We start from the raw sequence: 26,901 nt of genomic DNA on the forward strand, positions 1-26,901 counted from the left end.
AAGGGGCTAATAATGCGAATAGTAAGCTTGTCGGTAGACGGCGTTCATCAGGCCGCCCAACGCGGTCTCTACGATTGGTTGGCGGAGCAGGACGCAGATATTATCTGCCTTCAGGATCTGCGCTCTCTCGAGCCTGAATTGGACCACCCAATATTTCACCCCGACGGTTATTACAGTTACTTTTTCGACTCGGGAACCCCCCACGAAAATGGTGTGGCTATCTACACCCGAAGCCAGCCCAAAGCCATCATATTCGGCATGGGCTTCGCCAATGGTGAGGATATGTACGGCCGCTATCTACAGGCGGATTTCGAGCGACTGAGTGTTGGCTCCCTGCTCGCGCCAGTCGCCTCAGATGAGACGTCGTTAGAGAAAAAAGTCCAATTCTTTGAGGACATGCAGGCGCACTTGCTAAAAATAAGCCGCAAACGCCGCGACTTTATTTTCTGTGGTAACTGGGGCATGGCTCACCGTCGTGCAGACGTACAGAATTGGCAGGATCACCAGGATTCTCCCGGCTTTATGCGTCACGAACAGCGCTGGCTGGACCAACTGTTTAATGATGTTGGTTATGTCGATGCTTTTCGCCGTGTAGTAAAAGATACCGACGAATTTAGCTGGTGGCCCAGCGGTACTGTCGGAGAAGGAGATGGCTGGCGTACTGATATGCAGATCGTTTCTCACGGTCTGAAAAATCGCATTGAGTACGGTGCAATCAATAAGAATGTGAAATTCTCCAGCCACTTACCGGTCATCATGGACTACGAAATCGAAGTCTGAATCGCACGGAGTTCCGGCCCCTTCCCTTTTGGGAGAGGGCCGGATACAAACCAAGGGGCGGCAGCTTTACTCGTCCAGCGCCCGCTTTTGCAGTGCGATCAACTCATCAATACCCGCCTTGCCCAACCCCAGCATCTGAGCGAACTGCTTTTCGGTAAATGGCTCACCCTCTGCAGTGCCTTGAACCTCGATCATGCCGCCATCTTCGGCCATCACCAAATTCATATCGGTATCCGCTGAACTGTCTTCCGGGTAATCCAGGTCCAGTAACGGCTCCCCCTCATAAATTCCCACCGATACCGCCGCTACCATATTCTTAAGCGGATCTTCGGCAATGATTTTTTCCCTCTGCATATGACGCAGGGCGTCAACCAGTGCCACACAGGCACCTGTGATTGCTGCGGTTCGGGTACCGCCATCGGCCTGGATAACATCGCAATCGACGGTGATTTGATTCTCACCTAGCTTCTCCAGGTCTACCGCCGCTCGCAGTGAGCGCCCGATCAAGCGCTGAATTTCCACGGTGCGGCCACTCTGCTTGCCCTTGGCCGCTTCCCTGGGCATACGGGAGCCTGTGGAGCGTGGCAGCATGCCGTACTCTGCAGTAATCCAACCGCTGCCCTGGCCGCGTAAAAACCTTGGGACTTCACTGGAGAGAGAGGCATTACACAAAACCTTGGTATCACCAAACTCCACCAACACAGACCCCTCCGCATGACGGGTATAGTTGCGGGTAATTTTTACCGGGCGCAATTGCGCAGGGGCGCGGCCACTGGGACGCTGCATAGTCCACCTCAAATATTGAATGAAAGCCCCGCATTATATACCCCAGCATGGCGATCCAAACGCTGTGTTATTATGCCGGGCCGATTAATACGCCTGTAGGGGATCAGCTATGGCCAGTCAACGGGAACAGAACAAAGTGCGCAGCATGACAGCCTTTGGACGCGCCGAGGCCAATTACGCAAGCGGCACTGCTATCTGGGAACTGCGCTCGGTCAACCATCGCTACCTGGAACCACATTTCCGTTTACCCGAAGCGGCTCGCTCCCTGGAAACACAACTGCGCGATACGCTGCGTAAGACGCTGTCCCGCGGCAAAGTTGAATTAACCTTGAGCCTGAAGACCAATAGCGCCGAAGACACTGGGCTGGAAATCAACCAACCCCTCGCCCAGGCGCTGATTCATGCGGCAAAACAGGTAGCGGATGGCGAGGATATTCAACCACTCAATCCCTTGCAAATTCTCCAGTGGCCCGGTGTTATCAGTGAACCGGAAGCGGATACCGATCAACAGTCGGCAACGATATTGGTGGCTTTTCGCGAGGCACTGGGACAGCTGCGCGCAAACCGTGAACGCGAAGGCGCTGAGCTAGCCAAGTTTATTGAGGCCCGACTCAAGGGAATCGAAGAGCAGGTGGCCAAAGTTCGAGAACTGCTTCCCCAAATCCTTGAGGCACAGCGAGACAAGCTGCGCAGCCGCCTGGAAGAGTTGCAAGTGGAGCTGGACAAGGACCGGCTCGAGCAGGAGATCGTCCTGTTGGCCCAGAAGGCTGATGTGGATGAAGAGCTCGACCGCCTCAGTGCGCACACTTCTGAAACACGTCGGGTTTTAGCCGGCGGTGGATCAATCGGCCGGCGGCTGGATTTCCTGATGCAGGAGTTTAATCGCGAAGCCAACACCCTCTCCTCAAAGTCTGTGGTTACCGACACAACCCAGGCTGCGGTAGAGCTCAAAGTATTGATCGAGCAGATGCGCGAGCAAGTACAAAACATCGAATAACCCTCTGGGGCATTCTCACCGAGACTGCGGATGCCCCTCTGCCACCAGACAGGGGGATTTATGATAGCTCACCCTTTAAGGAGTATTTATGCAACAAAACCTGAAGTGGGTCGGCGCTATTTTTTTAGTGCTTGCTGCAATTGAGATTATTAATATTCTGAGCGGCCGATCGCTTAATTACTTTGGTATTGTTCCCCTCTCAATCAACCACCTCCCGCATATCTTTTCTGCACCATTACTGCATGGAAATAGCTGGCACTTCTTCTCGAATATATTCACCCTATGCATCTTCAGTTTCTTAGTGCTGCAGTACGGGGTAAAAACTTACCTGAAAGTGACCCTGTTCGTTGTGATCACCACCGGACTGGCCGTTTGGCTTTTTGGAGGCAGGGGTAGTAATCACTTAGGGGCTAGCTCAGTAATCTACGGCTACTTTGGCTTTTTGCTTCTTGCGGGATTTATCAGCAGGAAATTTAGCCGTTTATTAATATCTATTGGGGTAGCCGTTCTTTATGGAGGGCTTATTTTCGGTGTCTTGCCACGGGGTGGTTTTATCTCCTGGGAGTCCCACCTATTTGGATTTATCTTTGGGTTGCTGGCTGCAAAGCTGTGGGCCAAAGTTCCCAGTTATAGCAAGGCCAGATAAACACAAGTCCTAACACCAACCTTTCAACCTCAAGCCCCAGTAGTAGCCAGCAAAGGTTTTCATTACTGGGGTACCCTCAGGAAACAGGCCCCAAAGCCAAGCTACGTAAATGCTACGTGCACGTCACTAAGAAGCGTATAGCGATTCACCTTTTCTACGCACGATAATTCTTTTATCTGAAAATATTCGTTTATTATCCAATTTCCCCCCTGTGAACCCCTCCACATCTCTCCCGTAGATAAATTCTCACTATCAGATTTTTTTCCCAAAACTTATAAATTTGTCGCCAAAAGCCACACAAATTTAAAGGCTTAAGCTGAGGATAATAATTTCACGAACGTTATAAAGAAGTACCATTTTGAAACTTTGGTACCAATTTTGGTCAAACTGACTTACCGACTGTGAGAAAGACAGTTTCTAGGCCTATCCGTTAAGCAAATTTATTTTGTTAGTGCGGAGTTTTTCAGGAGTCTCCGGCCTATCGGGATACTGATAGCCGGATTTAAAATATCTCGGAGATATAACAATAATGAAATCATCATTGAAAAGTCTTTTGCAAAAGACGACTCTGGCGAGTGCGTTTTCGTTACTGTGTGCTACCCCTTTCGCTACTCACGCAGCGGACGCGGAAAAAACACTGCTAACCGACCGCATCATCGTAAAGTACAAGGAGAGCGCTAAAGTTGGGAAGGCGGCCACCATGGCCACAGAGACGGTCGAAAAAGCTTCCCGTCGCGCCGGCCACAAGATGCGCCACCTCCGCCGTATGGCCACCGGCGCCCAGGTAATGCGCCTGGAAGGCCGTAAAAGTAGAGCTGAAGTAAACGCGATCATCGATCGCCTGAAACAGGATCCGGATGTGGAATACGCAGAGCCGGACCTGATTATGAAAGCGATGGCCGAGCCCAATGACCCGAGCTATCTCAGCCAGTGGCATTACTACGAGTCCACCGGCGGCTTGAACCTGCCCTCAGCTTGGGACGTTACCCAGGGCGATGGCGTAGTGGTTGCCGTACTCGATACCGGTTATCTCCCCCACGCCGATCTGGTAGACAATATCCTGCCAGGCTACGATATGATTTCTGACACTTTCGTCTCCGTAGATGGAGATGGACGTGATGACGATCCCACTGACCCAGGGGATTGGTATACAGATAAAGCCTGCGGTGACGACCCGAGCATCCCCTCCGAGAGCGACAGCAGCTGGCACGGCACCCATGTAGCCGGCACCATTGCCGGGGTTACTAACAACAACATGGGTATCGCCGGTGTTGCCTATGATGCGAAGATAGTGCCCGTTCGTGTGCTTGGACGCTGTGGTGGCTATACCTCTGATATTGCCGACGGCATCATCTGGGGTGCCGGTGGTTCTGTCAGCGGATTGCCAAGCAACCAAAACCCAGCCCAAGTATTGAACCTGAGCCTCGGCGGTGGCGGTAGCTGTGACACTACCACGCAAAGCGCTATCGACACTGCGCGCAGCCTCGGCGCTACCGTGGTTGTCGCCGCTGGTAACAGTGGTGCCAACGCAAGCCAATACTCGCCTGCCAGCTGTGATGGGGTTATTACCGTTGCGGCAACTGACCGTACCGGCGGCCGCTCTTATTACTCCAACTATGGCAATGTGGTTGATGTCGCTGCACCCGGTGGCGCACAGAGCTTCGCAAACGATTCCGACGGTATCCTTTCCACCTACAACAACGGCTCTACCGATGCGGGCAGCGATAGCTACTATTACAGCCAGGGCACCAGTATGGCAGCCCCCCATGTCGCCGGCGCAGCAGCGCTGATTTATTCGGTTAACCCCGACGTTACTCCGGATGAAGTTGAGTCGATCCTCACCAGCACCGCTCGCAGCTTCCCCTCTTCTTGCAACAACTGCGGCTCCGGTATTGTGGACGCGGCAGCAGCTGTAGCTATGGCGAGCGGCGACGATAGTGGTAATGGCGACGACGATGACGACAGTGGCAGCAATGGTTCAGGTTGGACAGAAACTAACCTTTCTGGCAGCCAGGGCAGCTGGAATGACTTCACCATTGATGTTGAGTCGGGGACTTCCACCCTTACTATAGAGATGTCCGGTGGCTCCGGCGAAGTTGATCTCTACGTGCGCCACGGTAACTATCCTACCCTGCGTCGATATGACTGTCGTCCATACCTCTGGGGTAACGAGGAGAGCTGCACCATTAGTAACCCGGATTCCGGCACCTGGTACATCAGTGTCTATGGGTATGAATCCTACAGCGGTGTGACTTTGGAAGCGGAAGCTAGCGAGTAAATAGCGACCCGTTCAGAGTAAAAAAAGACCGGCATTTGCCGGTCTTTCTATTTATAAACTCCAAAGAAAATCCTTTCACGAAGAAAACCATGCCTAAACATCAAAAGTCGCACCTAGCCGTGGTACCAATTCGACGTATCGCATGCTCTTGCCAATCTTTTGATTAGTGCCAATCAGGCACCACTTTTGTAAACCTGAAAGTTAATTACGTCAAAACCCCTTCAGCGAATACTGACTGATTTCAGAATCCATGCTTCACTGGCATATGCGGCCCAGTAGCCGTGTGGCAGAGTTCGATAGATACGCTATCTAATAATAAAAATATGGGGTTTCTGTGGACCTGCTTACTTTCTCCATTCCATTTTTTCTGACCGCCATGCTTATGGAGTTCGCCCTGGATCGCTGGAAAGGCTGGGGGCTCTACCGGCTGAATGACACTATTGGCAATCTCAGCACGGGGATTCTCAATCGTATTATCGGGCTTACCTATAAAAGCTTATTCCTCGTTATCTATATCCCGCTGTTTACGTTGCTACAACCCTACTATCAATGGGTTGGTTTCAACTGGTCTATCGACAATGTCTGGCACTTGGCCCTGGCAGTTCTCGCATACGACTTCTGCTACTACTGGAAGCACCGTATCTGTCACGAAGTAAATATCTTTTGGGCAGAACACCTGGTGCACCACCAGAGTGAGGACTACAACCTGAGCACAGCATTGCGCCAGTCTTCGGGGGGGTTACAGCTGGATTGGATATTTTATCTACCGCTTCTATTGATTGGTTTGCCGGCAGAAATTGTTATTGTCGCCGGCGCAATTGATCTTATTTACCAGTTTTGGGTTCACACACAAAAAATACCCAAGATCCGCTGGTTGGAGTGGTTTGTCATTACCCCCTCGAATCACCGGGTACACCACGCCCAGAACGCTGTCTACGTAGATAAAAACTACGGCGGAATATTAATACTTTGGGATCGCTTATTTGGCACCTACCAGCAGGAACTCGAAACTGAGCCCTGTCTTTACGGTGTGCGTAAGCCCCTGAATACCTTTGATCCTGTAGCAGCCAATTTACAACACTTAAAGCGCATGGCAATTGATGCCTGGCACACGAAAAGCTGGTGGGACAAGTTCACTCTTTGGTTCCGCCCCACCGGCTACAGGCCCACAGATGTAGAAAAATCCATGCCAGTAGCCTCTACCGATCTGACAAACTTTAAACGTTTCAACCCTGAAATTAGCCCTGGTTTGCGCAACTACGCATTCGCACAACACCTCTGTTACACCGCCACAACCTTATCTCTCCTCTGGTTCACCAGCGTATTTAGTTTCTGGCAACTTATGGGCGCAGTTATTGCCTTGATTATTTGCCTGGCAATTAATGGAAGGATACTGGATGGTCATCCTATTTCAGGGCGCCTCGAAACTTTGAGACTCGCAGCACTCATCTGCGCTATTCCGCTACTAAACAATACATATGTACCACTCTTCATATCCTACTTGCTCGCAAGCTCTTTGGTATGGTGGTGGTTGGCAACCCGGCGCAAAGAGGATAGAGTCACTTTCGTTAGCGATTAACAACAGGGAGGTCCCCTTAATCACAGGTGGTTGGCGGTGATTGAGAAACTCCCGCGAGGCTATCCCGGCCGGGCCCAGGCGCGCAGGTGGTAACGCGCCCTGAATCTCCCAACAGATACCCCCACTCCGGTCGGGGGCTAGCCTTGTCCCTTCATGACACTCTTTCATCTCCAGACGCAAGCTTCGGTTATAATGGGCTCTTTGCTCGCGAACAGGATCAGTTGTGCAAACAGGAACCCTCTACACCGTCTCCGCTCCCTCCGGTGCAGGAAAAACCAGCTTGGTCAAAGCGCTGGTAGACAGCGACAGCCAGGTTACCGTATCGGTTTCCCATACCACTCGTGCCATGCGCCCAGGCGAAACTCACGGCGTTGACTATCACTTTGTCGAGCGAGAAGAATTTTTGGCAATGTTGGAGCGCGATGCTTTTTTTGAGCACGCCCAAGTTTATGGCGATAATTATTACGGCACCGCCAAAGCTGAGATCGAAGAGACTCTTGCCAGTGGTCGCGATGTTATCCTGGAAATCGATTGGCAGGGGGCCGAACAGGTTCGTCGCCTGCGCCCTGATGCAGTGGGTATTTTTATTTTGCCTCCGTCCCAGGAAGCCCTGCGCGAGCGCCTCACCGGACGCGGTCAGGACGATCAAGCGGTCATTGATCGCCGTATGGACCAGGCCATCGACGAAATGACCCATTATGTCGCCGCAGATTACCTGGTAATCAACGACAACTTCGACCAAGCGTTAACAGAGCTGCGTGCCATTATCGTTGCCCAGCGACAGCGCTTAGAGCTGCAGCAACTGCGCCACGGCGATCTACTTCAGGCACTGTTGCGCCACTGAACCAATTGATCGAATTGCATACATTTCCCGGTCCGGTAAAATAGCCGGTCCCCTGTACAGAATTTGCCTTCGGGCACAGCAAATGGAAACGAAAGTTTATGGCACGTATTACCGTTGAAGATTGCCTTGAGCATGTGGACAACCGCTTCGAGCTCGTTATCGTCGGCAGCAAACGCGCCCGTCAGATCGCTACAGGCGGCAGGGATCCATTGGTTCCCGAAGAAAACGATAAGCCCACGGTAATTGCCCTGCGCGAAATCGAAGAGGGCCTGGTGGATGCCGCCATCCTCGACGAGCCGGAACGCGAAGAGGCACCTGCTCCTATCGTTGCCCCCAACTACCTAACAGATCAGCAAGTCTGATCAGGTCTCTTACTGGGTACTTTTTGAGTTTTATGAGAGGCGCGCGCGGCATTGCACACCATAGATAGTTTGGCCCACCGCCTCTCCTCATACCTTCCCCCCGACCAGATCCAAATCGTCCGCCGCGCCTATTTTTACGCGGAGCAGGCTCACGATGGTCAGCAGCGCCGTTCCGGCGAGCCCTATGTCACCCACCCGCTGGCAGTTGCCACTATTCTCGCGGGCATGCATATGGATCACGAGAGCCTGGCGGCAGCCATGTTGCACGATGTGATCGAGGATACGGGTATCCCCAAGGCAGCTCTGGCTGAGCAGTTTGGTGGAGAGGTTGCCGACCTGGTCGATGGGGTCTCCAAACTAACCCAGTTCGAGACCGACAGCCCTGCAGAAAAGCAGGCGGAAAACTTCCAGAAGATGGCCCTGGCCATGGCCCGCGATATCCGCGTGATTCTGGTCAAACTGGCCGACCGCCTGCACAACATGCGCACTCTCGGCGCGCTGAAACCGCAGAAGCGTGCCCGTATTGCCCGCGAGACGCTGGAGATCTACGCACCCATCGCCCACCGACTGGGTATGAACGACGTTCGTATCGAGTTCGAGGATCGCGCTTTTTTTGCCATCTACCCACTGCGTGCCAGCCGCTTGCGCGCCGCCCTGGTCGCCGCCCGCGGCAATCGCAAAGAGCTGCTGGAACAAATTCAGAATGCTATAGAACTGCGCTTGCAGCGGGAGGGCATCAGCTCTCTGGTGATTGGCCGGGAAAAGCACCTATTTAGCATCTACCAAAAGATGCGCGCCAAGAAGAAGTCCTTCAAGGAGATAATGGATGTCTACGCTTTCCGCATCATTGTGGACAGTGTGGATACCTGTTACCGGGTTCTAGGTGTTATGCACAGCCTGTACAAACCGGTAATCTCCGAGTTTAAAGATTACGTCGCTATCCCCAAATCCAATGGCTACCAGTCACTGCACACAGTGCTGCTGGGTATGCACGGGGTGCCCATTGAAGTTCAGGTCCGCACCAAGGAAATGGATGAAATGGCCAACAGTGGCATTGCCGCCCACTGGCTGTACAAAGCCTCCGGCGATGAGGTGATCAATACCGGTGGCACCAGCCAAGTGCGCGCACGGCGCTGGGTCCAGGGACTGCTAGAGATGCAGCAGCGCGCCGGCGACTCGTTAGAGTTTATTGAAAACGTAAAAATTGACCTGTTCCCGGATGAAGTTTACGTCTTTACCCCTAAAGGGCAGATCGTCGACCTCCCCGCAGGAGCCACTGCCGTGGACTTCGCCTATTCCGTACACACGGATATCGGCAACTCCTGTGTTGCCGTGCGTATCAATCAGCGCCTGGCCCCTTTGTCCCAACCTCTGGAGAGCGGGCAAAAAGTCGAGATTCTCACGCGCAAAACTGCACAGCCAAACCCTAACTGGCTCAATTTTGTAGTAACCGCCAAAGCGCGCAGTGCTATCCGTCACTTCCTTAAGCACCAGCGTCACCACGATTCCATTACCCTGGGACGGCGCCTGCTGGAAAAAGCACTCAGTAAGTTCGACACGAGCCTAGACGCGCTATCACCAGAGCAATTAGAAGCGGGCCTCAAAGAAGCGAAATGCGCAACTTTGGACAAACTGCTGGAAGAGATAGGTATGGGCAGTAAAGTGGCCTTCTCTGCCGCTAAATTACTCGCGCCCGTCACCAGTGAAGAGACTGAAGCCAGCAATATCTCTTCACCCTTAACGATCGATGCCCAAGAGGGCATGATGATCAGTTTTGCCCGCTGTTGCCGTCCTATTCCCGGGGATGCCATTATCGGCCATATCAGCTCGGGCAAAGGCGTAGTAGTACACCGCGACACCTGCCGCAATACCGGTGATTTTCGCGAGCATCCGGAAAACATCATGCTGGTGAACTGGTCACCAGATGTGACAGGAGAGTTCCTCGGTGATGTGCGGGTAGAAGTCGAGTCAGAGAGAGGGATTATTGCCCGACTGGCTACTCGTATTACGGAAGAGGGCGCCAGCATCGAGCAGATCAATGTGGATGAAAAGGATGCTCACAACAGCGTGATCTCCCTGACCCTGGAAGTCAGTGGCCGTGTACATTTGGCGCGGGTTATGAAGCGCCTGCGCAACCTCCCTTCTGTCATACGCATCGCCCGCCCTTGAGGAACACAAGGGAATTCCATTGGGAACTGCCATTAAGCTTCAAAGCGCGATATATTTAACCGACTTCTGAAAGCCCCGCAAATAAGTAAGGGATTATTCGGAAGTTCCGTATAGGTCTTCCTTTTCAACAATATTGATAAGTAATGGAGTACCCCATGCCCAATCGAGCCGTTATTAAAACCGACCGGGCACCCGCCGCAGCTGGTACCTATTCCCAGGCAGTAAAAGTGGATAATACTGTTTACCTGTCGGGACAAATCGCTCTAGACCCAGAGACACAACAGATGATTAGCGGAGGTTTTAGCGATGAAGTCCACCAGGTCTTTCGCAACCTCAGCGCAGTCTGTGAGGCCTCTGACGGATCGCTTCAGCATATTGTGAAACTCAATCTCTACATTACCGACAGCAGCAACTTTGCCGCTGTAAATGAGATAATGGCAGAGTTTTTCGAAGAGCCTTATCCCGCCAGGGCAACCGTCGTCGTCAAGGAGTTGCCGCGGGGAGCCCTTTTTGAAGCCGAAGCAATTATGGTGACCTGAGGCAAGAAGTTCTCGCCGATGCTGTGGCAATAATTGAGGAGGGCAGCTCAGCCCTCCGATTCCAACAGAGCGCTGTAGCCCACCTTGTAATCTGGATACTTCAATTCGTAACCACTGGACAGCATCAACTGATTGCTGAGCTTTTTCGAGCGGCGCTCGCTCGTTTGCACAATCTCACGCAGGTGGGCACTGGTATATCCCATCGCTTTTACCAACCACTGTTGCAGCTCGTACATCGGCACAGGCTGGCTATCAGCGCCTATGTAAAGGGGCTCTGGGATCCACCCCTGTTTGTGCCTTTCAATAAGGTGCAATAAAAAACCAATACAATCATCGACATGGATGCGATTGCTGTATTGCGGTGGCTGGGGAGGAGCGCAGCGACCAGCGCGAACCTGCGACAACAAGCGATCTCGACCAGGCCCATAAATTCCCGCAAAGCGCACAATGCAACTGTTGGGAATTGCGTTGCGAATGATCTCTTCGGCTGCCAGCAAACTATCTCCCTGAAAACCACTGGGCAGGGGTAAGGTTTGCTCATCGATAAAGTCATCACCGCTTTGGCCATAAACACGAGTAGATGAAACCCAAATAACCAAGCGCGGTGGGGATGGAAGGTGCGGAACAACTTCAGCGACTGCCTTTGCCGTTTCCACATAGGCGCGGTGATAGCCGGTTGGCGTGTGCTCAGTGGGGGTAAATGTCGCGAGAATGACATCCGCCCCCGTAGACAACAAGCGTTCAATATCCTCTTTCTTAGTGGCATCCCCCCGGCGCCAATTCACCACATCTGCCCGGCGCTTACTCGCCAGAGCTACCAGGGGATTGCGCCGCATTCCATAAACCGCGTATTGCTTTCGGTCTATATGCAGTGCCAGTCTCGCCCCGAGGTCACCACACCCAAGGATCCAAAGCTTTTCTTGTTGTGTCATATAGTTCCCGGTGAACAATCTTTGCTGCTCACCTTATTCCCTTGATTCAGTGCTATTCAGTCCTAAGGTGCTGGGGTCATTTGGGCAAATATCAAATTCGGAATGCTTATAGTTTGCCGCCGAGGCTCTCCCCCAAAGGCGGACTAGTTGCCACGCCTTTTGAACATGCGATAGATCGCAAGAAAAATTATCGCACCAATCGTAGCCGTTATTATGTCGCCTATTCCGAAACCCGTCACTGGGCCACCGAACCCAATCAGGGCACCGAGCCAGCCTCCAATGAAGGCACCGACAATGCCGATGACCATAGTGACTATCCAACCACCAGGATCTCTCCCGGGCATAATCCACTTTGCCAAAGCACCGGCGATCAACCCGAGAATGACCCAGGACAGAACTCCCATGACGTATCTCCGTTCGGTGTGCCCCTTACAGATATAGCAAAATTTTGCGCCTCAATCCCACCTGAATTCCCAAAACTAGTAAATTTTCCCAATATTCGCTCTCAGCTTACAGATTGAGACAGGGTATTGGCCAGCGGCGATTATTTATGAATAATTACTATTACTAATGGCCATCTAATTGCCTCGACCATGACTCTCAATGAACTGCGCTATATCGTAACTCTCGCCCAGGAACAGCATTTTGGCCGTGCCGCCGAGCGCTGTTACGTCAGCCAACCGACACTCTCTATCGCAGTAAAGAAACTGGAGAAAGAGCTCGGTGTCGCCCTGTTTGAGCGCTCAAAAACTCGAGTGCAGGCCACACCATTGGGCGAGAGAATTGTCGCCCAGGCCCAGCTGGTTCTGGAACAATCAGCAGCCATCAAAGACATCGCCAGCGCCGGCAAGGACCAGCTGGCGAGCCCCCTGTCAGTTGGCGCCATCTTTACTATTGGGCCCTACCTGTTCCCACACTTTATTCCCCAACTACAGCATTTGGCACCAGAAATGCCACTCTATGTTGAGGAGGGATATACCGCCACGCTGAGACAGAGGCTACGCAAGGGCGAACTGGATGCCATCATTATCGCGCTCCCCTTTACCGAGCCCGACGTTGTCACCCAACCCCTGTACGACGAGCCATTTGTTGTATTGATGCCCGCGGGGCACCCACTTACAAAGCAGGAGGTTATCTCCCCGGATCAACTCACTGAAGACAATGTGCTTCTGCTGGGTGAGGGTCACTGCTTCCGTGATCAGGTACTGGAAGCTTGTCCGCACCTGCAACTAACCATGGAAAAAGAAGCGGGCGGCGGCAGCATACGCACAGCCGCAGATGGCAGCTCACTGGAAACACTCCGCCATATGGTGGCCTCAGGGCTTGGAATTACCGTATTGCCACTCTCAGCCGCCACCGCATCACAGTACGCCAGTGGCCTGCTGGAGACCCGCCCCTTTACCGCACCGGGCCCACGCCGCACCGTAGCACTGGCCTGGCGGGCAAGCTTCCCCCGACACCGCGCAATCGACATACTGCGAGAGGCCATCAGCCAGTGTCACCTGACCGTGGGATAGATAACAACCTGGCCGAGCTGCCCGTTACCACCCTCAAAGGCGTGGGGGATAAATTTGCCCAGGTGTTGGCCAAACTCCATATCAACTCCCTACAGGATTTGGCTTTCCACTTGCCCCTACGCTACCAGGACCGCACCCGGGTGGTGCCTATTGCCGGCCTCACCGCTGGTATGGATGTGGTAATCGAAGGGGAGGTCAGTGCCGTCGATGTAGTATTCGGCCGCCGTCGCAGCCTGGTGGTCAGATTACAGGATGGCAGCGGCACCTTAACCCTGCGCTTTTTTCATTTTTCCGCCGCACAGAAAAGCCGCTTTGCCCGAGGAACCCGAATACGCTGCTTTGGGGAGGCCCGTCGCGGTGCCAACGGCCTGGAGCTCTACCACCCGGAAACGGAAATCGTCGGTATCGAAAACGCGGAGACCGCAGATACCCTTACGCCGGTTTACCCGCTAACAGAAGGTGTGAGCCAGGCCCGTATGCGAGGATTGGTGGAACAGGCACTGGTTCTACTGAAAAACGGCGCTGTTACCGAGTTCTTGCCGGCAGAGCTGTTACCCAAATCTCTGCGCTACCCCCTCAGAGACGCCTTGCTTTATTTGCACGCCCCTCCGGCCGGCACCCAGCTAGATCAACTGGCAGCAGGTACTCACCCCGCCCAGCAGCGTCTGGCCCTGGAAGAGTTACTGGCACACCATCTGAGTCTGCTGGAGTTGAGGCGCAATAGCGCTAGGGTAGCGGCACCACCTCTGTCCGTTAACCGATCCCTGGAGCGAGACTTTTTATCGCGCCTGCCATTTTCCCTCACCGGCGCACAGCAGAGAGTTTGCGAGGAAATCGCTGAGGATCTGGCTCAGCAAACCCCGATGATGCGCCTATTGCAGGGAGATGTGGGCGCGGGAAAGACCCTGGTCGCCGCTATGGCTGCCCTCAAGGGCATCGGGGCCGGCGCTCAAGTAGCAGTCATGGCACCGACAGAAATCCTGGCAGAGCAGCACCGAATCAACTTTTGTAATTGGCTGGAACCTTTAGGTATTGAAGTTGCTCAGCTAACGGGCAGCTTAAAGGCTGCCGAGCGGCGTAAGCAGCTGGGCAAGATAGCCAGTGGCGATGCCCAGTTAGTGGTGGGCACCCACGCACTTTTTCAGGAAGAGGTGGCTTTCCACAACCTGGTGTTAGTGATTATCGACGAGCAACACCGCTTTGGCGTACAGCAACGTCTGGAGCTGCGTGAGAAAGGGGCGGCAAGTGGAGCTACCGTCAGGCTGCAACCCCACCAGCTGATTATGACCGCTACACCAATTCCCCGCACCTTGGCGATGTCCGCCTTCGCTGACCTGGATTGCTCAATCATTGATGAGCTGCCGCCGGGGCGCCAACCTATCAATACCGTCGCGATTGCCAATGATCGACGGGATCAGGTTATGGAGCGGGTGCAAAGCGCCATCGCCGAGGGCCGCCAGGCCTACTGGGTTTGCACCCTTATCGAGGAGTCGGAAAGCCTGCAGGCCCAGGCGGCAGAATCGACCGCCGAAGAGCTCGCCGAAATGCTCGAAGGCGTTCGCGTAGCCTTGGTACACGGCCGCCTGAAGCCAGAGCAAAAAGAGCAGGTGATGAGCGCCTTCAAGGCCGGGGAAGTGGATTTGCTGGTGGCCACCACGGTCATTGAAGTGGGCGTCGACGTGCCCAATGCCAGCCTGATGATTATCGAAAACCCCGAACGTCTGGGCCTGGCCCAATTGCACCAGTTGCGCGGCAGAGTCGGGCGCGGCTCTATTGCCAGCCACTGCGTGCTGCTGTACGGCACACCGCTATCGCAGAATGGCCGCGCCCGCCTGCAAGCGCTGCGTCAACACAGCGATGGTTTTGCTATTGCAGAGGAAGACCTGCGTCTGCGAGGTCCCGGGGAAATCCTCGGCACCCGCCAGACAGGGGAGATCCAGCACCGTATCGCAGACTTGCAGAGGGATGCTGAGCTGCTGCCGCAAGTGCAAAAAATTGCTATTTCCCCTCAATTGACAGAGGGCATGCGACAACAGTTGATTAAACGCTGGTTACAGAATAAGCCCCGATTTGCCGAGGCTTGAGGAAAGCGCCCTAGTGGGCGCCTACTGTGCTGTTGTCGTTAATGCTGACACTCTTGTAATTGGCATCGTAGTAAGTCTCTTCGTCCAAGGCACCTTCACTCTTCGCCACCACACTACTTACTACCGCATCACCGGTAATATTGACCGCCGTGCGTACCATATCCAGCAGGCGGTCTACGCCGATCACAATGGCAATCCCCTCGAGCGGCAGACCCACCTGCTGCAATACCATACCCAACATAATCAGGCCGACGCCGGGCACCCCAGCAGTACCGATAGACGCCAGGGTCGCAGTCAGGATCACTGTCAGAAAGCCAGTCAGGCCGATCTCAATTCCAAAGAACTGGGCAATAAAGACCGTAGCCACACCCTGCATAATCGCGGTGCCATCCATATTGATAGTCGCGCCTAAGGGAACTGTGAATGCAGCAATTTTATTATCCACACCCAGGCGCTTCTCTACCGTCGACAAAGTCACCGGGATAGTGGCAGCAGAGGAAGCGGTACTGAAGGCGAAAACCATGGTCGACCACATTTTCTTCAGTAGCTCTAAGGGGTTGAGCCCACTCAGCAGCTTCAGAATCACCGAGTAAGTCCCCAATGCATGCAGAAGCAGGGCACAGAGCACGACCAGGAAATACTTTCCGAGTTGTACCAAACCTCCAAACCCAAGGTCGGCAAAGGTTTTCGCCAACAGCGCAAAAACGCCATAGGGGGCAAATACCATCAATACACCAACCATGCGCAAAACAACGGTATTGAGGTCATTAAAGAAAGCGGCAATACGTTGACCCGATTCGCCACAGCGGGAAATCGCATAGCCCATCAACAGGGCAAATACGATAATCTGCAGCATATTTCCCTCAGCCATAGCGGCTACAGGATTGGTCGGGAATATATTGACCAGCACCTCGGAAAGCGGTGGGGACTCCTTCGGCACAAATGTTGAAGCAGCTTCAGCTGCAGTCTCATTAACACCAACTCCGGGCTGAAAGATCAATGCCAGACACAATGCCAGAGTAATGGCGATGGCCGTTGTCACCATATAGAGAAGGACAGTTTTACCCGCCAGCGGCCCAATTCGGCTGCCTTCCGACAGGGCACAGGCTCCGCTGATCAGAGAAACTAGCACCAAAGGCACCACCATCAACTTCAGCGACGCGATAAAGATACGGCCGATAACATCGAACAGGCCTTCAGTCAGATAGAGATTAATAGCACTGTTCACACCAGCACCGAACAGCTGGCTCATATTCAAATAATTAAATAAACACCCCACGGCAATGCCCGCAAGCATTCCCACTAAGATTTTGGTAGTAAGCCCCATAACAAGCTTCTCTTTATGAATCGTTGTTTTCATTGCAGTGAGCACTATATCCATTGCCGTGCTGGGGAGCAAAAATGCAACAGGGAGAGACCTGTTGCCACCGGCCGGGATACAATGGGGCCTTTATCCAGACTGCGGAGTTATCGTTGCACCAATCACCATTTGTGCCCTCTGGCGATTGGCAGAGTTTGCCCCTTGAAACCCAGCAGCAACCACCCAAAAATCTGGTGCCCTGGCTGACCTATTCCGGATCACTCACCGCCGCTCTCAAGCAGCAAAGTGACGGGGACTTTTATGTTTCCGTGCTGTATCAGGGTTGGCAGACACCTCGCCCTGAAGAATGCCTTGTACTGGGATTGCACAATAGTAACCGGGCCCTGATTCGGGAAGTTTTGCTCTACGGTTGCGGACAGCCCTGGGTGTATGCCCGCAGCGTTTTACCCGAGCGCAGCCTGCAAGGAAAATCTCGCAATCTGCGCAGCCTGGATACTCGCCCGCTGGGGGAGTTGCTGTTTAGTGAGCCGGGCATTCGCAGGGGGGAGATCGCCCTAAATTTGCTGCAGAAATCCCCTGGCTGCGCCGATCGTGAACTTGGGGAAAAGGATTCTGAAGTCTGGGGTCGCCGCTCGGTATTCTGGCTGCGGGACAAGCCTTTACTGGTGTCAGAGGCTTTTCTTCCCAACTTCACACCGACAGGTGACCCCATAGCGCAAGAAACTGCCAAAACTATCTCAACTGAGGATTCACTGTGATCAGCCAACAGATCGCACAACACTGGCCCACCGCGCTGCCCTACTGGCAATTGGCGAGGATGGACAAGCCCATAGGTTCACTGCTGTTACTCTGGCCCACTTGGTGCGCACTATGGCTAGCCGCTGAGGGATGGCCGGGCTTTCACTTGTTTATCGTATTTACACTTGGGGTGATCCTGATGCGAGCGGCTGGCTGTGCAGTCAATGACTTCGCCGATCGCAAAATTGACGCCCATGTAAAACGCACCGCAGAGCGCCCCCTGGCCACCGGCGCACTGACGCCAAAGTCTGCATTGGCGCTTTTCGCCGGGCTCAGCGCTGCCGCCTTCCTACTGGTACTCACCACCAACACACTCACGATTCTCCTCTCGTTTTTAGCTCTGGCTCTGGCATTCGGCTATCCCTTTGCGAAGCGCCACACACACCTACCTCAGATGGTCCTGGGCGCCGCCTTTAGTATGGGAATCCCCATGTCTTTCGCAGCGTTTACAGGAGAAGTACCAGCAGAGGCCTGGTTGCTCTATACCGCCAATCTGGTTTGGACCCTGTGCTATGACACTTTCTATGCGATGGTGGACCGCGATGACGATCTTCAGATCGGCGTTAAGTCCACCGCCATTTTGTTTGGGGAGATGGACAAGGTCATCACCGGAACCTTACAACTTTTAGTTCTAATAGCCCTGCTGCTTATTGGATCAAGGTTCTCACTCGGTATTTTTTACTACTTGGCGCTATTGCCGGTTTGCAGTTTATTCGTTTATCAGCAGTGGCTAATTCGGGATCGAGGGCGAGAGGGCTGTTTTCAGGCTTTTATCAACAATAATTGGGTAGGTTTTGCCATTTTCGCCGGCATATCGCTGCATTTTCTGCTGAATTGAAAGATGAGTGGGCCCCAGAAGTGGAGCGTCATATATTTGTCATATAAATCCCGTTTAATCCTCGGCCATAACTGGGGAAACCCTGACAACAGAGCGGGTATGGCAGGCAAATGCACAGTAAAACGATCCTGATTGTCGATGACGAATCCGCAGTGCGCGATATGCTGCGGGTCGCACTGGAAATGGCGGATTACCGCTGCCTTGAGGCGGAAAACGCCCAGGAAGCTCACGCCCTGATTATCGACGAGAAGCCAGACTTAGTGTTGCTCGACTGGATGCTGCCGGATGTTTCCGGGGTAGAGCTGGCAAGGCGCCTCAAGCGCGATGAACTTACCACCTCATTGCCGATCATCATGCTCACGGCAAAAGGTGAAGAAGACAATAAAATCAAAGGGTTAGAGACCGGGGCCGACGATTACATCACCAAGCCTTTCTCCCCCCGGGAGCTGGTTGCACGCTTAAAAGCCGTACTGCGCCGCGCTGGCCCGGCAACCCCGGAAGAACCGCTCAGTGCCGGCGCACTGATATTGGACCCACTGAGTCACCGAGTCACTATCAAAGGGCAGCCGGTGGATATGGGGCCAACAGAGTTTCGCCTGCTCACCTTCTTCCTCTCCCACCAGGAGCGCGCCTATACACGCACCCAACTCCTCGATCATGTATGGGGTGGGAATGTCTATGTAGAGGAGCGCACCGTGGATGTCCATATCCGCCGTCTGCGCAAAGCCCTGGCCATTGATGGCCACGACCGCTATATCCAGACAGTTCGCGGCACCGGGTATCGGTTTTCTGTGCAAACCGCAGAAAAAGTGTGACAATCCTCTCTGGATCGGTACCGATCCCTGCAGAATCAAACCTCCGTACTTAACGGGTGCGGGCCTGGTTCCATGAGGTATTGAATGCGGGCGGAAGAGGCTGTGCCACTGCCGCCATCTATCAGGCAACACGGCAACTCTATGTTGGATCGCAGTATTGGCGAGTTCTCGCGTTTCGTAATTATCGCCCTGGGGTGCACCATTCTCGGTGTCACCTCCGGCAGCTGGTCTCTCGCCCTGATTGCGGGATTGGCCAGCTACCTGATCTCAGTGCTGTGGCAACAGCAACGTTTCAACCGCTGGCTGGCAAATGGCAGACGCGGCCCAGCCCCAACCGCCTTTGGCATTTGGGGCGAAATATACGACGACTTTTACCGTATGCAGCGGCGCCACCGCCGCGAGAAGCAGAAATTGCACGTGATGTTGCGCCGAGTGCAAGACAGTACCAGCGCCCTGCGCGAAGGCATTGTAGCCCTGGAAGACGGCGATAACCTGGCTTGGTGGAACCCTGCAGCGGGTGAACTCCTTGGGTTGCAGGCCAGTGATTCCGGCCAGTCATTAGTCAACTTTGTCCGCGACCCTGGCTTTGTCAGCTATATGCACGGTGATAACAGCGGAGAACCCCTCACTCTGCCCGCACCTGGCAATGAGGCGCGCATGTTACAGCTGGAAGTCACCCGCTACGGTAAAGATGAGGCTTTGGTCATTGTTCGCGACATTACCCGTTTACACAATCTCGAGCAGATGCGCCGGGATTTTGTCGCCAATGTTTCCCATGAGCTGCGCACCCCCCTCACGGTAATTGCCGGCTACCTGGAAACACTGCAAAGCAGTGATATGGCACCACCTCCTTGGAGGAAACCCCTGGCTCAAATGGAGGAGCAGACTGGCCGCATGAGTACGCTGGTCAATGACCTGCTGCTATTGGCTCGCTTGGAGACCTCAGAGCGCAAAAGCGGGGATATGGCTGTAGCCTTACCAGAACTGATTGAGAGGGTGGCCCAGGAAGCGCGCAGCTTCAGTGGCGATCGGCATCATATCGAAGTTGATTGCGAAGGGGATTGCTACCTCAATGGAGACCCCGGCGAATTACACAGTGCTTTTGCCAACTTAGTTTTAAATGCCGTGAAATACACTCCCAAAGAAGGCGAGATTCAATTGCGCTGGTGGCAGGATGACAAAGGCGGGCACTTTTCCGTAGAGGACAACGGTATCGGTATCGATTCGATCCATATTCCCCGCCTGACTGAGCGCTTCTATCGAGTTGATCCAGGCCGCTCACGGGATAGTGGCGGCACAGGTCTCGGACTGGCAATCGTTAAGCATGTGTTGCTGCGACACAATGGAGAAATGAGTGTAGAAAGTACGCCCGGGCAGGGCAGTCTCTTCACACTTCACTTTCCGCCAGCAAAGCTGGCTCAAAAGCCAGCATCCAGGTTGAGTTCTGAAGCCGCTAATTAAAGCGGCTTTCGATTACTCCAGTTCCTTCAGTTCTAATTCTTTACCGTCTTTGACATAGCTGGCCGTGCCCTCTTTACCCAGAGCGTTTGCTTCCCGGCGCAAAACCAAATGGTGCAACTGCAAATCCCCATCGCGCAGCAGTAGGTGCTCATTGCCCTCATCATCGGTAGGCAGGGCCTTAACACCAATGAGGGCATCTCTCAGAGCGCGCAGCTTGGGCACATCGCGATAGCGATTCAAGTCATTCGACAAACGGGCTTTCATGCGCTCACTCTCATGCAGTGCCGCCGCTGTCTCTCGGTATTTGGCAAAAAAGAATACCGCTCCAATGGCAAAAGCCACAATTACCACTATTTCCAACCACTCGGGCATGGTTACTCCTTATTATCACTTTTGCGCCAGACCATTAATTGGTTATTGGCTGGCAGGTAATTTAGTTCTGCGCGACTGAACCCCGCACTCTCCGCCAGCTGATCGAGCCATTCTAGATCGCGAATTCCCCGCTTGGGATCACGCTCCTTCAACTGGATGTCAAAATCTGCATTAGTAGTGCCAATAAACTCTCCTGCAATTTTCACCGGACCATAAACGATCAATAAACCTTCCGGCTCCAGAACATCGGCACTGTGCAGAAAGAACTTTTGCACCAGCTCAGCCGACATAATATGCAAGGTGTTTGCAGTGAAAATAGCATCAGCCGAAATCTCGGGCCAAGAATCACCAACATCGAGCGCCAGCGGTTGCGGCAGGTTGCTACTGGGTACCTCCGCCAGCCAGGACTTTACTGCCTCCAGCTGTTGCGATCGCTCTGAAGTTTGCCACTCAAGGTGCGGTAATTGCGGAGCAAAATATACTGCGTGCTGACCAGTACCACTGCCAACCTCAAGCACTTTACGACTTGAAGCCAACAGGCGAGTCAGTTGTTGGAGAATTGGTTCGCGATTGCGCCCGCAGGAGGGCGCATTCGGCAATTCAGTACTACTCACTGCGGTTCATCCCGGGTAAATACCCAATCCCACTCAGTGGACAAACCTGGGTTATAACCATAACCAGCCACATCAAAACCTTTCAGTTCTTCCGCCTTCTTTACCCTCTGATCAATCGCCCAGCGACTCATCATGCCTCTAGCTTTCTTAGCGAAGAAGCTAATCATCTTATACTGACCATTTTTCAGGTCCTTAAAATGCGGGGTGATCACCTGAGCATCGAGCTGCTTGGTTTTGACTGACTTGAAATATTCATTGGAAGCCAGGTTTACCAACTCGCGACTCTTCACGCCCTGCAACTGCGTATTCAATGCTTCGGTAATCTTATCTCCCCAAAATTCATAGAGATTCTTACCCTTGGCATTTTCAAATTTAGTGCCCATCTCGAGGCGATAGGGTTGCATCAAGTCCAACGGGCGCAGCAAACCATAAAGGCCAGAGAGCATACGTAAGTGCTTTTGCGCATAGGCAAAGTCCCGCTTACCCATAGTCTCCGCCTCCAATCCGGTATAAACATCACCTTTAAAGGCGAGCAGGGCGGGGCGGGCGTTGTTATCGGTAAACGGGCGCTTCCAAGTGTGGAAGCGATCGTAATTTAAGACTCCCAACTTATCTGAAATCTTCATCAAGCTGGAAACCTGCTGCGGGCTCAGTTCGCGCAACTCTTTAATCAGGACTGCTGATTCTTTCAAAAAGTCCGGCTGGGTGGTTTCCAGTGAGGGAATATCACTTTCATAGTCCAGGGTTTTCGCCGGTGAAATAACTATTAACATCGGGTGCCTTCTCACTTCGCTATCGCCTCAACCACACACTACCAAGCTATTGTGGCTGGCCCAAATATATCGCGGATGTTTACTCCGGCTTTAGGACGTCCTGCCACCAATTGAGTGGTGTTTGCCCGTCTTTAGGGTCATAAACATTGCCGTAATACCAAACGCTGTTAGCCCCATCGCAGGCAGTGTTGAGGATCTCCTCAATCTTATCGAATCCACAGCTGACATGAATGCTGTAGACCAATACTCGCGGCGCCTCGAGATCCAACTCACCCCCGAGTTTTTCCAGCTGTGGGGTCAACTTATCAGACAGTTCCGTACTATCACCGCGACAAAAAATACGCACCGCCAAATTGCCCGAGCGCTTTACCAACTCAAATTGCTGGGTGTCTTTATCGACCTTAATGTAATCCCCACTGGCGATTCCTTTAATAAAGACAGGGGATCGCACCAGCTGGCAGCTATCATCCTCGCTCACACGAACCTGTAGCCGTTCCACCACGGGCTCACCTTCGGGGTTGTTGCCCGCAAATAACTCAATGACTTGAAGTGCCGTCATAAACCTCAGTTCCCGTACTGTGTACAATGAGTAACCATTCTAATGACTCAACATTATACAGGGAGGAAGGCAATGATCTCGCGTACCCAGGCGCTTACGGCATGTGTCGCATTTCTGACAACATCCATTCTCGGCGGGTGTGTTGTCAATCCAGTCACCGGTGAGAAACAGGTTTCGCTGATATCTCCGCAGCAGGAGGTTCAACTGGGGCAACAGCACTACGCTGCTAACCAACAACAGCAGGGCGGCCAATACACCATTGATCCGGCCCTGCAAAACTACGTCAGCCAGGTTGGCCAAAAGCTGGCGCGGGTCTCAGACCGTCCCCAGCTACCTTACGAGTTTGTGGTTCTGAACAACTCGGTTCCCAACGCCTGGGCCCTGCCCGGCGGCAAAATCGCTATCAATCGAGGCCTGCTGGTGTTACTCGATGACGAAGCTGAGCTCGCTGCCGTACTGAGCCATGAGATAGTTCACGCTGCTGCGCGACATTCCGCAACTGCAATGTCCCAACAACAATTACTGGGCGCAGGCCTGGCAATCGTGGGAGCTGCCACCCAGGACTCTGGCTACTCTGACTTGATTGCCACCGGGACTCAACTGGGGGGCTCCGCCTATATTGCCCGCTACAGTCGCGGCAATGAGTTAGAGTCAGATCAGTACGGCATGAAATATATGGCCGCTGCGGGATATGACCCCCAGGGGGCCGTACGCCTGCAAAGAAAATTTGTTGAACTGTCGGAGGGGCGGCAAACTGGTGGACTGGAAGCGCTCTTTGCCAGCCATCCCCCTTCCCAGTCTCGTGTCAGCGCTAATATCAAGCACAGTCAATCTCTACCCAAAGGGGGAATCACCAACCGGGCCTCTTACCAAAAAGCCATAGCGCAATTAAAGCGCGATGCCGATGCTTACAAGAATTACGACGATGCGGTTGCCGCAGCCAATAATAAAAAATTCAATTCTGCACTAACGCTGGTAAGAAAAGCTCAAAATCAGCAACCCAAAGAAGCTGCCTTTTTTGCGCTAGAAGGCGATTTACTCAGCCAAAAGAAACAATATAAAAATGCCCGAAAGGCATACGACAGTGCCATTCAAAAGAATCCGGCGCTATTTTCGCATTGGCTAAAGCGGGGAATCACTAATATCCAATTAAAAAATTATAGCTCTGCAGAGGGCGACCTAACCAGATCACTACGCTATCTGGATACCGCTTACGCACACTACTACCTCGGCCAGACCTATGAGAGACAGGGAAATAAGCAAAGTGCTTACAAGCACTATCAGGAAGCTGCCGGGGCTGGAGGGGAAATTGGCACCATGGCACAAAACCGAATAAAAGCCATCGCCAACAAGGGGTAAATAAATCCGATTAAAATAAAAAGGGCTATCTGAGATAGCCCTTTTAAACTTGCTTATAACTGAACTGTTAGGCTAAGTTCAAACTTTTCAACATCAAGTTCAATAAAGGGAGTCAGAAGGCTAAGCACGGTATCATTTTCAAGATCCGGTATAACATCAAGCGTTGAGGTAGATCCTGCACGATAGGTATCACTACCAAAGCTGCGAATATTAATATTATCATCTGCCTCCATAGTGCTATAAGCAGCCTCTAAGGCAATATTCCGACTAAAGAAGTGGGTGAAAGCCAGCTTCATATCGTCTTTCTCGTCCAGTTTCATACCAAACGAACTGCGTTGGGTAAAGAAATATTCTGCACCGATCTGCCAATAATCGTCATCACCTTCATAGTCGGCATAGGAAAGTTCAGTGGTCAAATACCTCCCACCTCCCAGGTTTGTGAAATATTTGGAGGAAAAGACAGCCACATCGAATCCATCGTCACTGACAAAATCAAAACCAATATAATCAGCACCGCTCAACGGATGATTGTATCGAAACTCAACATAAGTCTCTTCATCAGACTCAAAATCAGTATGGGAAAATTCTAATAAAAAGTTCGAGGTGAATAAATAGCCAAGAGCAACCGTATCAATATTGCGATCATTAACTTCGGTCAAATCAACACCGAAAATCAAACCATTTTTAGCGAAATACTCTCCGGTCACAGCGTAATTATCGGCATTATTACTATCTACCTCATTGTGGAAAAAGGCAGCCGATACATTGCTTACTTTGTTAATATATTCAAACTCTTTTAGGGGGCCTAGAGTTTCTTTTCCAGAAAAGTAATAAGTAGTTTCAGCCAAAAACTGATTACCATCTAAATCGAACTCACCACCCAAAATATCTAGATCATAATCCAAGCTAGAATAGCCAGCTGTAGTAATTGAATTATATTTCTCAGCGTCAGCTGTTACAGATAGAAGTAACAGGGGAAGAATAGCGAGACTGAATCTCATTTCCAAAACCTTTCGTTAACATAATGATCTAAATTGGGGTGCGAATTCTAGCAAGAATTTTTTACTGCGCAACAAACACTATTTGTATGAGATAGAATCAGAGCTCACATATAAAAGAATTATGCAATAAATTCACCATTGTCACCAAACCTTGATAATTCAATTCACACAAAAGATTCTTTATGCTTCCACTGCTCATATAGCTCTACTGAACTGACAAGCAATCTTTCGCCTGTAGATACCTATCGATGAAAGTTTTTCACCCACTGATTTTTACGAAAAATTCGAATCGACAAGCTTTCATTTAGTAAGCTCGCATAAGAATTAAGCTAAATTTCGAAAGGATTATCTCTCGATAGCAAGAGATCTAAAGAGATTCCAGATTTATTTAGAGGTCGTAAATAAAAAGGAAAATCAGTAAAGTACTCCAACCATTACATAAAAACAGCTGGATACAGAAGAAATCTGGCACCAATGTGCCAAACAGGATTGAAGCAGTATAACTAAGTTGCTTTGAGCTTACCCAAGCTATACATACAAAATAAAGGGCTATCAATGATAGCCCTTTATTTAATCTAGCTTACAATTGAACAGTTAAGCCCAACTGATAGATATCAAGGTCACCCTTAACATCATTATTAGAAAGATAAGCGGCTTCAACAGCAATATTGCGGTTAAAGAAGTGGGTCATACCCAGCTTATAATCTTCCTGTTCGTTATAGTCAAACTCAACAGAAGTGCGCTGACTGAAGAAAAACTCAGTACTCAGCGCCCAGAAATCATCGAATTCCTTGATGCTATTGTAAGTTAGCTCTGCAGTCAGGTACTGCTCTCCACTCAGGTGAACGAAGTACTTAGAAGACAGGATGCGATTATCAGATTCCTCATCCACAGAAAGGTTGAAACCAACATAATCAGTTGAATTCAGCTGATGGTTGTAACGAGCTTCCACCGAAAATTCATTATCACTATCGTTATCAACATGATTCAATTTAACCAGAAAATCTGGAGAAAAGAGATATCCGATAGATTGATAATCTACATTTGACTCCCAAAGATCGTATATACCGGCACCAACAATAATCCCATTGGAAGCAAAATATTCACCACCCACAGTGAAAGAGTCTATATCTTCACTACCGAAATTAGAATGAGAGAAACCGGCAGAAACATTGCTCACCTTGTTGATATATTCAAACTCTTTTAAAGGACCAAGAGTTTCCTTACCTCCAAAAAAGTAAGTAGTTCCAAGGTTAAAATAATCTGCATCAAAGCTTTCACGCTTAGCAACCCCAGCACTACCAGTGTTAGAGTATGTATGTTCGTAATTATAGTATGTGGAATTAGTAAAAGAATTATATTCTTCAGCGCCTGCAGTTGCGGCGACAAGCATCAAGGGAAGAGCAGCAAGCTTGAATCTCATTTGATAAATCCTTCGTTAACGTAGCGATCCAAATTGGGCTGCGGATTGTAACAA

The 26,901-nt window shown here is 51.8% G+C and carries 26 protein-coding genes; 16 read left to right on the top strand and 10 right to left on the bottom strand.

All coding sequences use genetic code 11. The annotated features are described in order from the left end of the window. Positions 1–12: 12 nt before the first annotated feature. On the top strand, positions 13–780 hold the full coding sequence (locus tag ACJJI1_RS07405) for an exodeoxyribonuclease III (RefSeq protein WP_413663823.1): 768 nt from the start codon (positions 13–15) through the stop codon (positions 778–780). 66 nt (positions 781–846) lie between these two features. On the opposite strand, the gene rph is transcribed toward ACJJI1_RS07405, so the two are convergent. Continuing rightward, entirely contained in the window at positions 847–1,566 is a 720-nt protein-coding gene (gene rph / locus ACJJI1_RS07410; RefSeq protein WP_413663824.1) for a ribonuclease PH, read from the bottom strand. Positions 1,567–1,675: 109 nt separating this feature from the next. Here rph and ACJJI1_RS07415 point away from each other — a divergent pair, with 109 nt between their 5' ends. From ACJJI1_RS07415 to ACJJI1_RS07450, 8 genes are all read left to right on the top strand, one after another. Next, positions 1,676–2,563 (top strand): YicC/YloC family endoribonuclease, encoded by an 888-nt coding sequence (locus ACJJI1_RS07415; RefSeq protein ID WP_444906848.1) that lies wholly within the window; start codon positions 1,676–1,678, stop codon positions 2,561–2,563. An 88-nt stretch (positions 2,564–2,651) separates the two neighbouring features. Continuing rightward, entirely contained in the window at positions 2,652–3,209 is a 558-nt protein-coding gene (locus ACJJI1_RS07420) for a rhomboid family intramembrane serine protease (RefSeq protein WP_444958975.1), read from the top strand. Positions 3,210–3,738: 529 nt separating this feature from the next. Next, positions 3,739–5,487, top strand: coding sequence for a S8 family peptidase (locus ACJJI1_RS07425; protein ID WP_413663827.1), 1,749 nt, complete (start codon positions 3,739–3,741; stop codon positions 5,485–5,487). A gap of 334 nt (positions 5,488–5,821) precedes the next feature. Continuing rightward, entirely contained in the window at positions 5,822–7,066 is a 1,245-nt protein-coding gene (locus tag ACJJI1_RS07430; protein ID WP_444918600.1) for a sterol desaturase family protein, read from the top strand. A 223-nt stretch (positions 7,067–7,289) separates the two neighbouring features. Beyond that, positions 7,290–7,910 carry a guanylate kinase gene (gene gmk, locus ACJJI1_RS07435; RefSeq protein ID WP_413663829.1) on the top strand — a complete coding sequence of 207 codons (621 nt, stop codon included), beginning with the start codon at positions 7,290–7,292 and terminating at the stop codon, positions 7,908–7,910. A gap of 98 nt (positions 7,911–8,008) precedes the next feature. Next, positions 8,009–8,272: a DNA-directed RNA polymerase subunit omega gene (gene rpoZ, locus ACJJI1_RS07440; protein ID WP_413663830.1), complete on the top strand. Its 264-nt coding sequence runs from the start codon at positions 8,009–8,011 to the stop codon at positions 8,270–8,272. 51 nt (positions 8,273–8,323) lie between these two features. Beyond that, complete coding sequence (spoT, locus tag ACJJI1_RS07445; protein ID WP_282930627.1) at positions 8,324–10,441, top strand: bifunctional GTP diphosphokinase/guanosine-3',5'-bis pyrophosphate 3'-pyrophosphohydrolase; 2,118 nt, start codon at positions 8,324–8,326, stop codon at positions 10,439–10,441. A 155-nt stretch (positions 10,442–10,596) separates the two neighbouring features. Further along, the gene (locus ACJJI1_RS07450; RefSeq protein ID WP_282930626.1) at positions 10,597–10,980 is read left to right on the top strand and encodes a Rid family detoxifying hydrolase; all 384 of its coding nucleotides are present in this window, start codon (positions 10,597–10,599) and stop codon (positions 10,978–10,980) included. A 47-nt stretch (positions 10,981–11,027) separates the two neighbouring features. On the opposite strand, the gene ACJJI1_RS07455 is transcribed toward ACJJI1_RS07450, so the two are convergent. Continuing rightward, entirely contained in the window at positions 11,028–11,912 is an 885-nt protein-coding gene (locus ACJJI1_RS07455) for a sugar nucleotide-binding protein (protein ID WP_444958976.1), read from the bottom strand. Positions 11,913–12,055: 143 nt separating this feature from the next. Continuing rightward, a complete protein-coding gene (locus ACJJI1_RS07460; RefSeq protein ID WP_108735039.1) occupies positions 12,056–12,316 on the bottom strand; it encodes a GlsB/YeaQ/YmgE family stress response membrane protein in 261 nt (86 codons plus the stop codon). 189 nt (positions 12,317–12,505) lie between these two features. Between ACJJI1_RS07460 and ACJJI1_RS07465 the strand changes: the two genes are divergently transcribed. Further along, positions 12,506–13,429 carry a hydrogen peroxide-inducible genes activator gene (locus ACJJI1_RS07465; RefSeq protein ID WP_282930624.1) on the top strand — a complete coding sequence of 308 codons (924 nt, stop codon included), beginning with the start codon at positions 12,506–12,508 and terminating at the stop codon, positions 13,427–13,429. After that, positions 13,408–15,513, top strand: a complete 2,106-nt coding sequence (gene recG / locus ACJJI1_RS07470) for an ATP-dependent DNA helicase RecG (protein ID WP_444958977.1) — start codon at positions 13,408–13,410, stop codon at positions 15,511–15,513. Before ACJJI1_RS07465 ends, recG begins: the two co-directional genes overlap by 22 nt. A 10-nt stretch (positions 15,514–15,523) precedes the next feature. Here the strand turns inward: recG and ACJJI1_RS07475 are convergent, their stop codons facing one another. Continuing rightward, on the bottom strand, positions 15,524–16,840 hold the full coding sequence (locus ACJJI1_RS07475; RefSeq protein ID WP_444959367.1) for a dicarboxylate/amino acid:cation symporter: 1,317 nt from the start codon (positions 16,838–16,840) through the stop codon (positions 15,524–15,526). 74 nt (positions 16,841–16,914) lie between these two features. Between ACJJI1_RS07475 and ACJJI1_RS07480 the strand changes: the two genes are divergently transcribed. The 4 genes from ACJJI1_RS07480 (at position 16,915) to phoR (ending at position 20,746) form a co-directional block, all read left to right on the top strand. Continuing rightward, positions 16,915–17,592, top strand: coding sequence for a chorismate--pyruvate lyase family protein (locus ACJJI1_RS07480; RefSeq protein WP_444958978.1), 678 nt, complete (start codon positions 16,915–16,917; stop codon positions 17,590–17,592). Positions 17,593–17,651: 59 nt separating this feature from the next. After that, complete coding sequence (ubiA, locus tag ACJJI1_RS07485) at positions 17,652–18,470, top strand: 4-hydroxybenzoate octaprenyltransferase (protein WP_444959368.1); 819 nt, start codon at positions 17,652–17,654, stop codon at positions 18,468–18,470. A gap of 110 nt (positions 18,471–18,580) precedes the next feature. After that, positions 18,581–19,285, top strand: coding sequence for a phosphate regulon transcriptional regulator PhoB (phoB, locus tag ACJJI1_RS07490; RefSeq protein ID WP_108735044.1), 705 nt, complete (start codon positions 18,581–18,583; stop codon positions 19,283–19,285). Positions 19,286–19,369: 84 nt separating this feature from the next. Next, on the top strand, positions 19,370–20,746 hold the full coding sequence (phoR, locus tag ACJJI1_RS07495) for a phosphate regulon sensor histidine kinase PhoR (RefSeq protein WP_444958979.1): 1,377 nt from the start codon (positions 19,370–19,372) through the stop codon (positions 20,744–20,746). A 12-nt stretch (positions 20,747–20,758) separates the two neighbouring features. On the opposite strand, the gene ACJJI1_RS07500 is transcribed toward phoR, so the two are convergent. From ACJJI1_RS07500 to ACJJI1_RS07515, 4 genes are all read right to left on the bottom strand, one after another. Beyond that, entirely contained in the window at positions 20,759–21,118 is a 360-nt protein-coding gene (locus ACJJI1_RS07500; RefSeq protein WP_444958980.1) for a hypothetical protein, read from the bottom strand. Positions 21,119–21,120: 2 nt separating this feature from the next. Further along, entirely contained in the window at positions 21,121–21,732 is a 612-nt protein-coding gene (locus ACJJI1_RS07505) for a DUF938 domain-containing protein (protein WP_444958981.1), read from the bottom strand. Continuing rightward, a complete protein-coding gene (yaaA, locus tag ACJJI1_RS07510; protein WP_444958982.1) occupies positions 21,729–22,505 on the bottom strand; it encodes a peroxide stress protein YaaA in 777 nt (258 codons plus the stop codon). Before yaaA ends, ACJJI1_RS07505 begins: the two co-directional genes overlap by 4 nt. A 79-nt stretch (positions 22,506–22,584) precedes the next feature. Next, positions 22,585–23,064, bottom strand: coding sequence for a DUF4265 domain-containing protein (locus tag ACJJI1_RS07515; RefSeq protein ID WP_444906838.1), 480 nt, complete (start codon positions 23,062–23,064; stop codon positions 22,585–22,587). A 72-nt stretch (positions 23,065–23,136) separates the two neighbouring features. Here ACJJI1_RS07515 and ACJJI1_RS07520 point away from each other — a divergent pair, with 72 nt between their 5' ends. Next, positions 23,137–24,423, top strand: a complete 1,287-nt coding sequence (locus ACJJI1_RS07520; RefSeq protein ID WP_444958983.1) for a M48 family metalloprotease — start codon at positions 23,137–23,139, stop codon at positions 24,421–24,423. A gap of 53 nt (positions 24,424–24,476) precedes the next feature. Here ACJJI1_RS07520 and ACJJI1_RS07525 read toward each other — a convergent pair whose 3' ends face one another. Both ACJJI1_RS07525 and ACJJI1_RS07530 read right to left on the bottom strand, forming a co-directional pair. Beyond that, positions 24,477–25,424, bottom strand: coding sequence for a putative porin (locus tag ACJJI1_RS07525; protein WP_444958984.1), 948 nt, complete (start codon positions 25,422–25,424; stop codon positions 24,477–24,479). A gap of 580 nt (positions 25,425–26,004) precedes the next feature. Next, positions 26,005–26,847, bottom strand: coding sequence for a putative porin (locus ACJJI1_RS07530; protein WP_444958985.1), 843 nt, complete (start codon positions 26,845–26,847; stop codon positions 26,005–26,007). Between the last annotated feature and the right edge of the window lie 54 nt (positions 26,848–26,901).

The sequence above is a fragment of the Microbulbifer maximicatervae (SeqCode) genome (assembly GCF_052467065.1).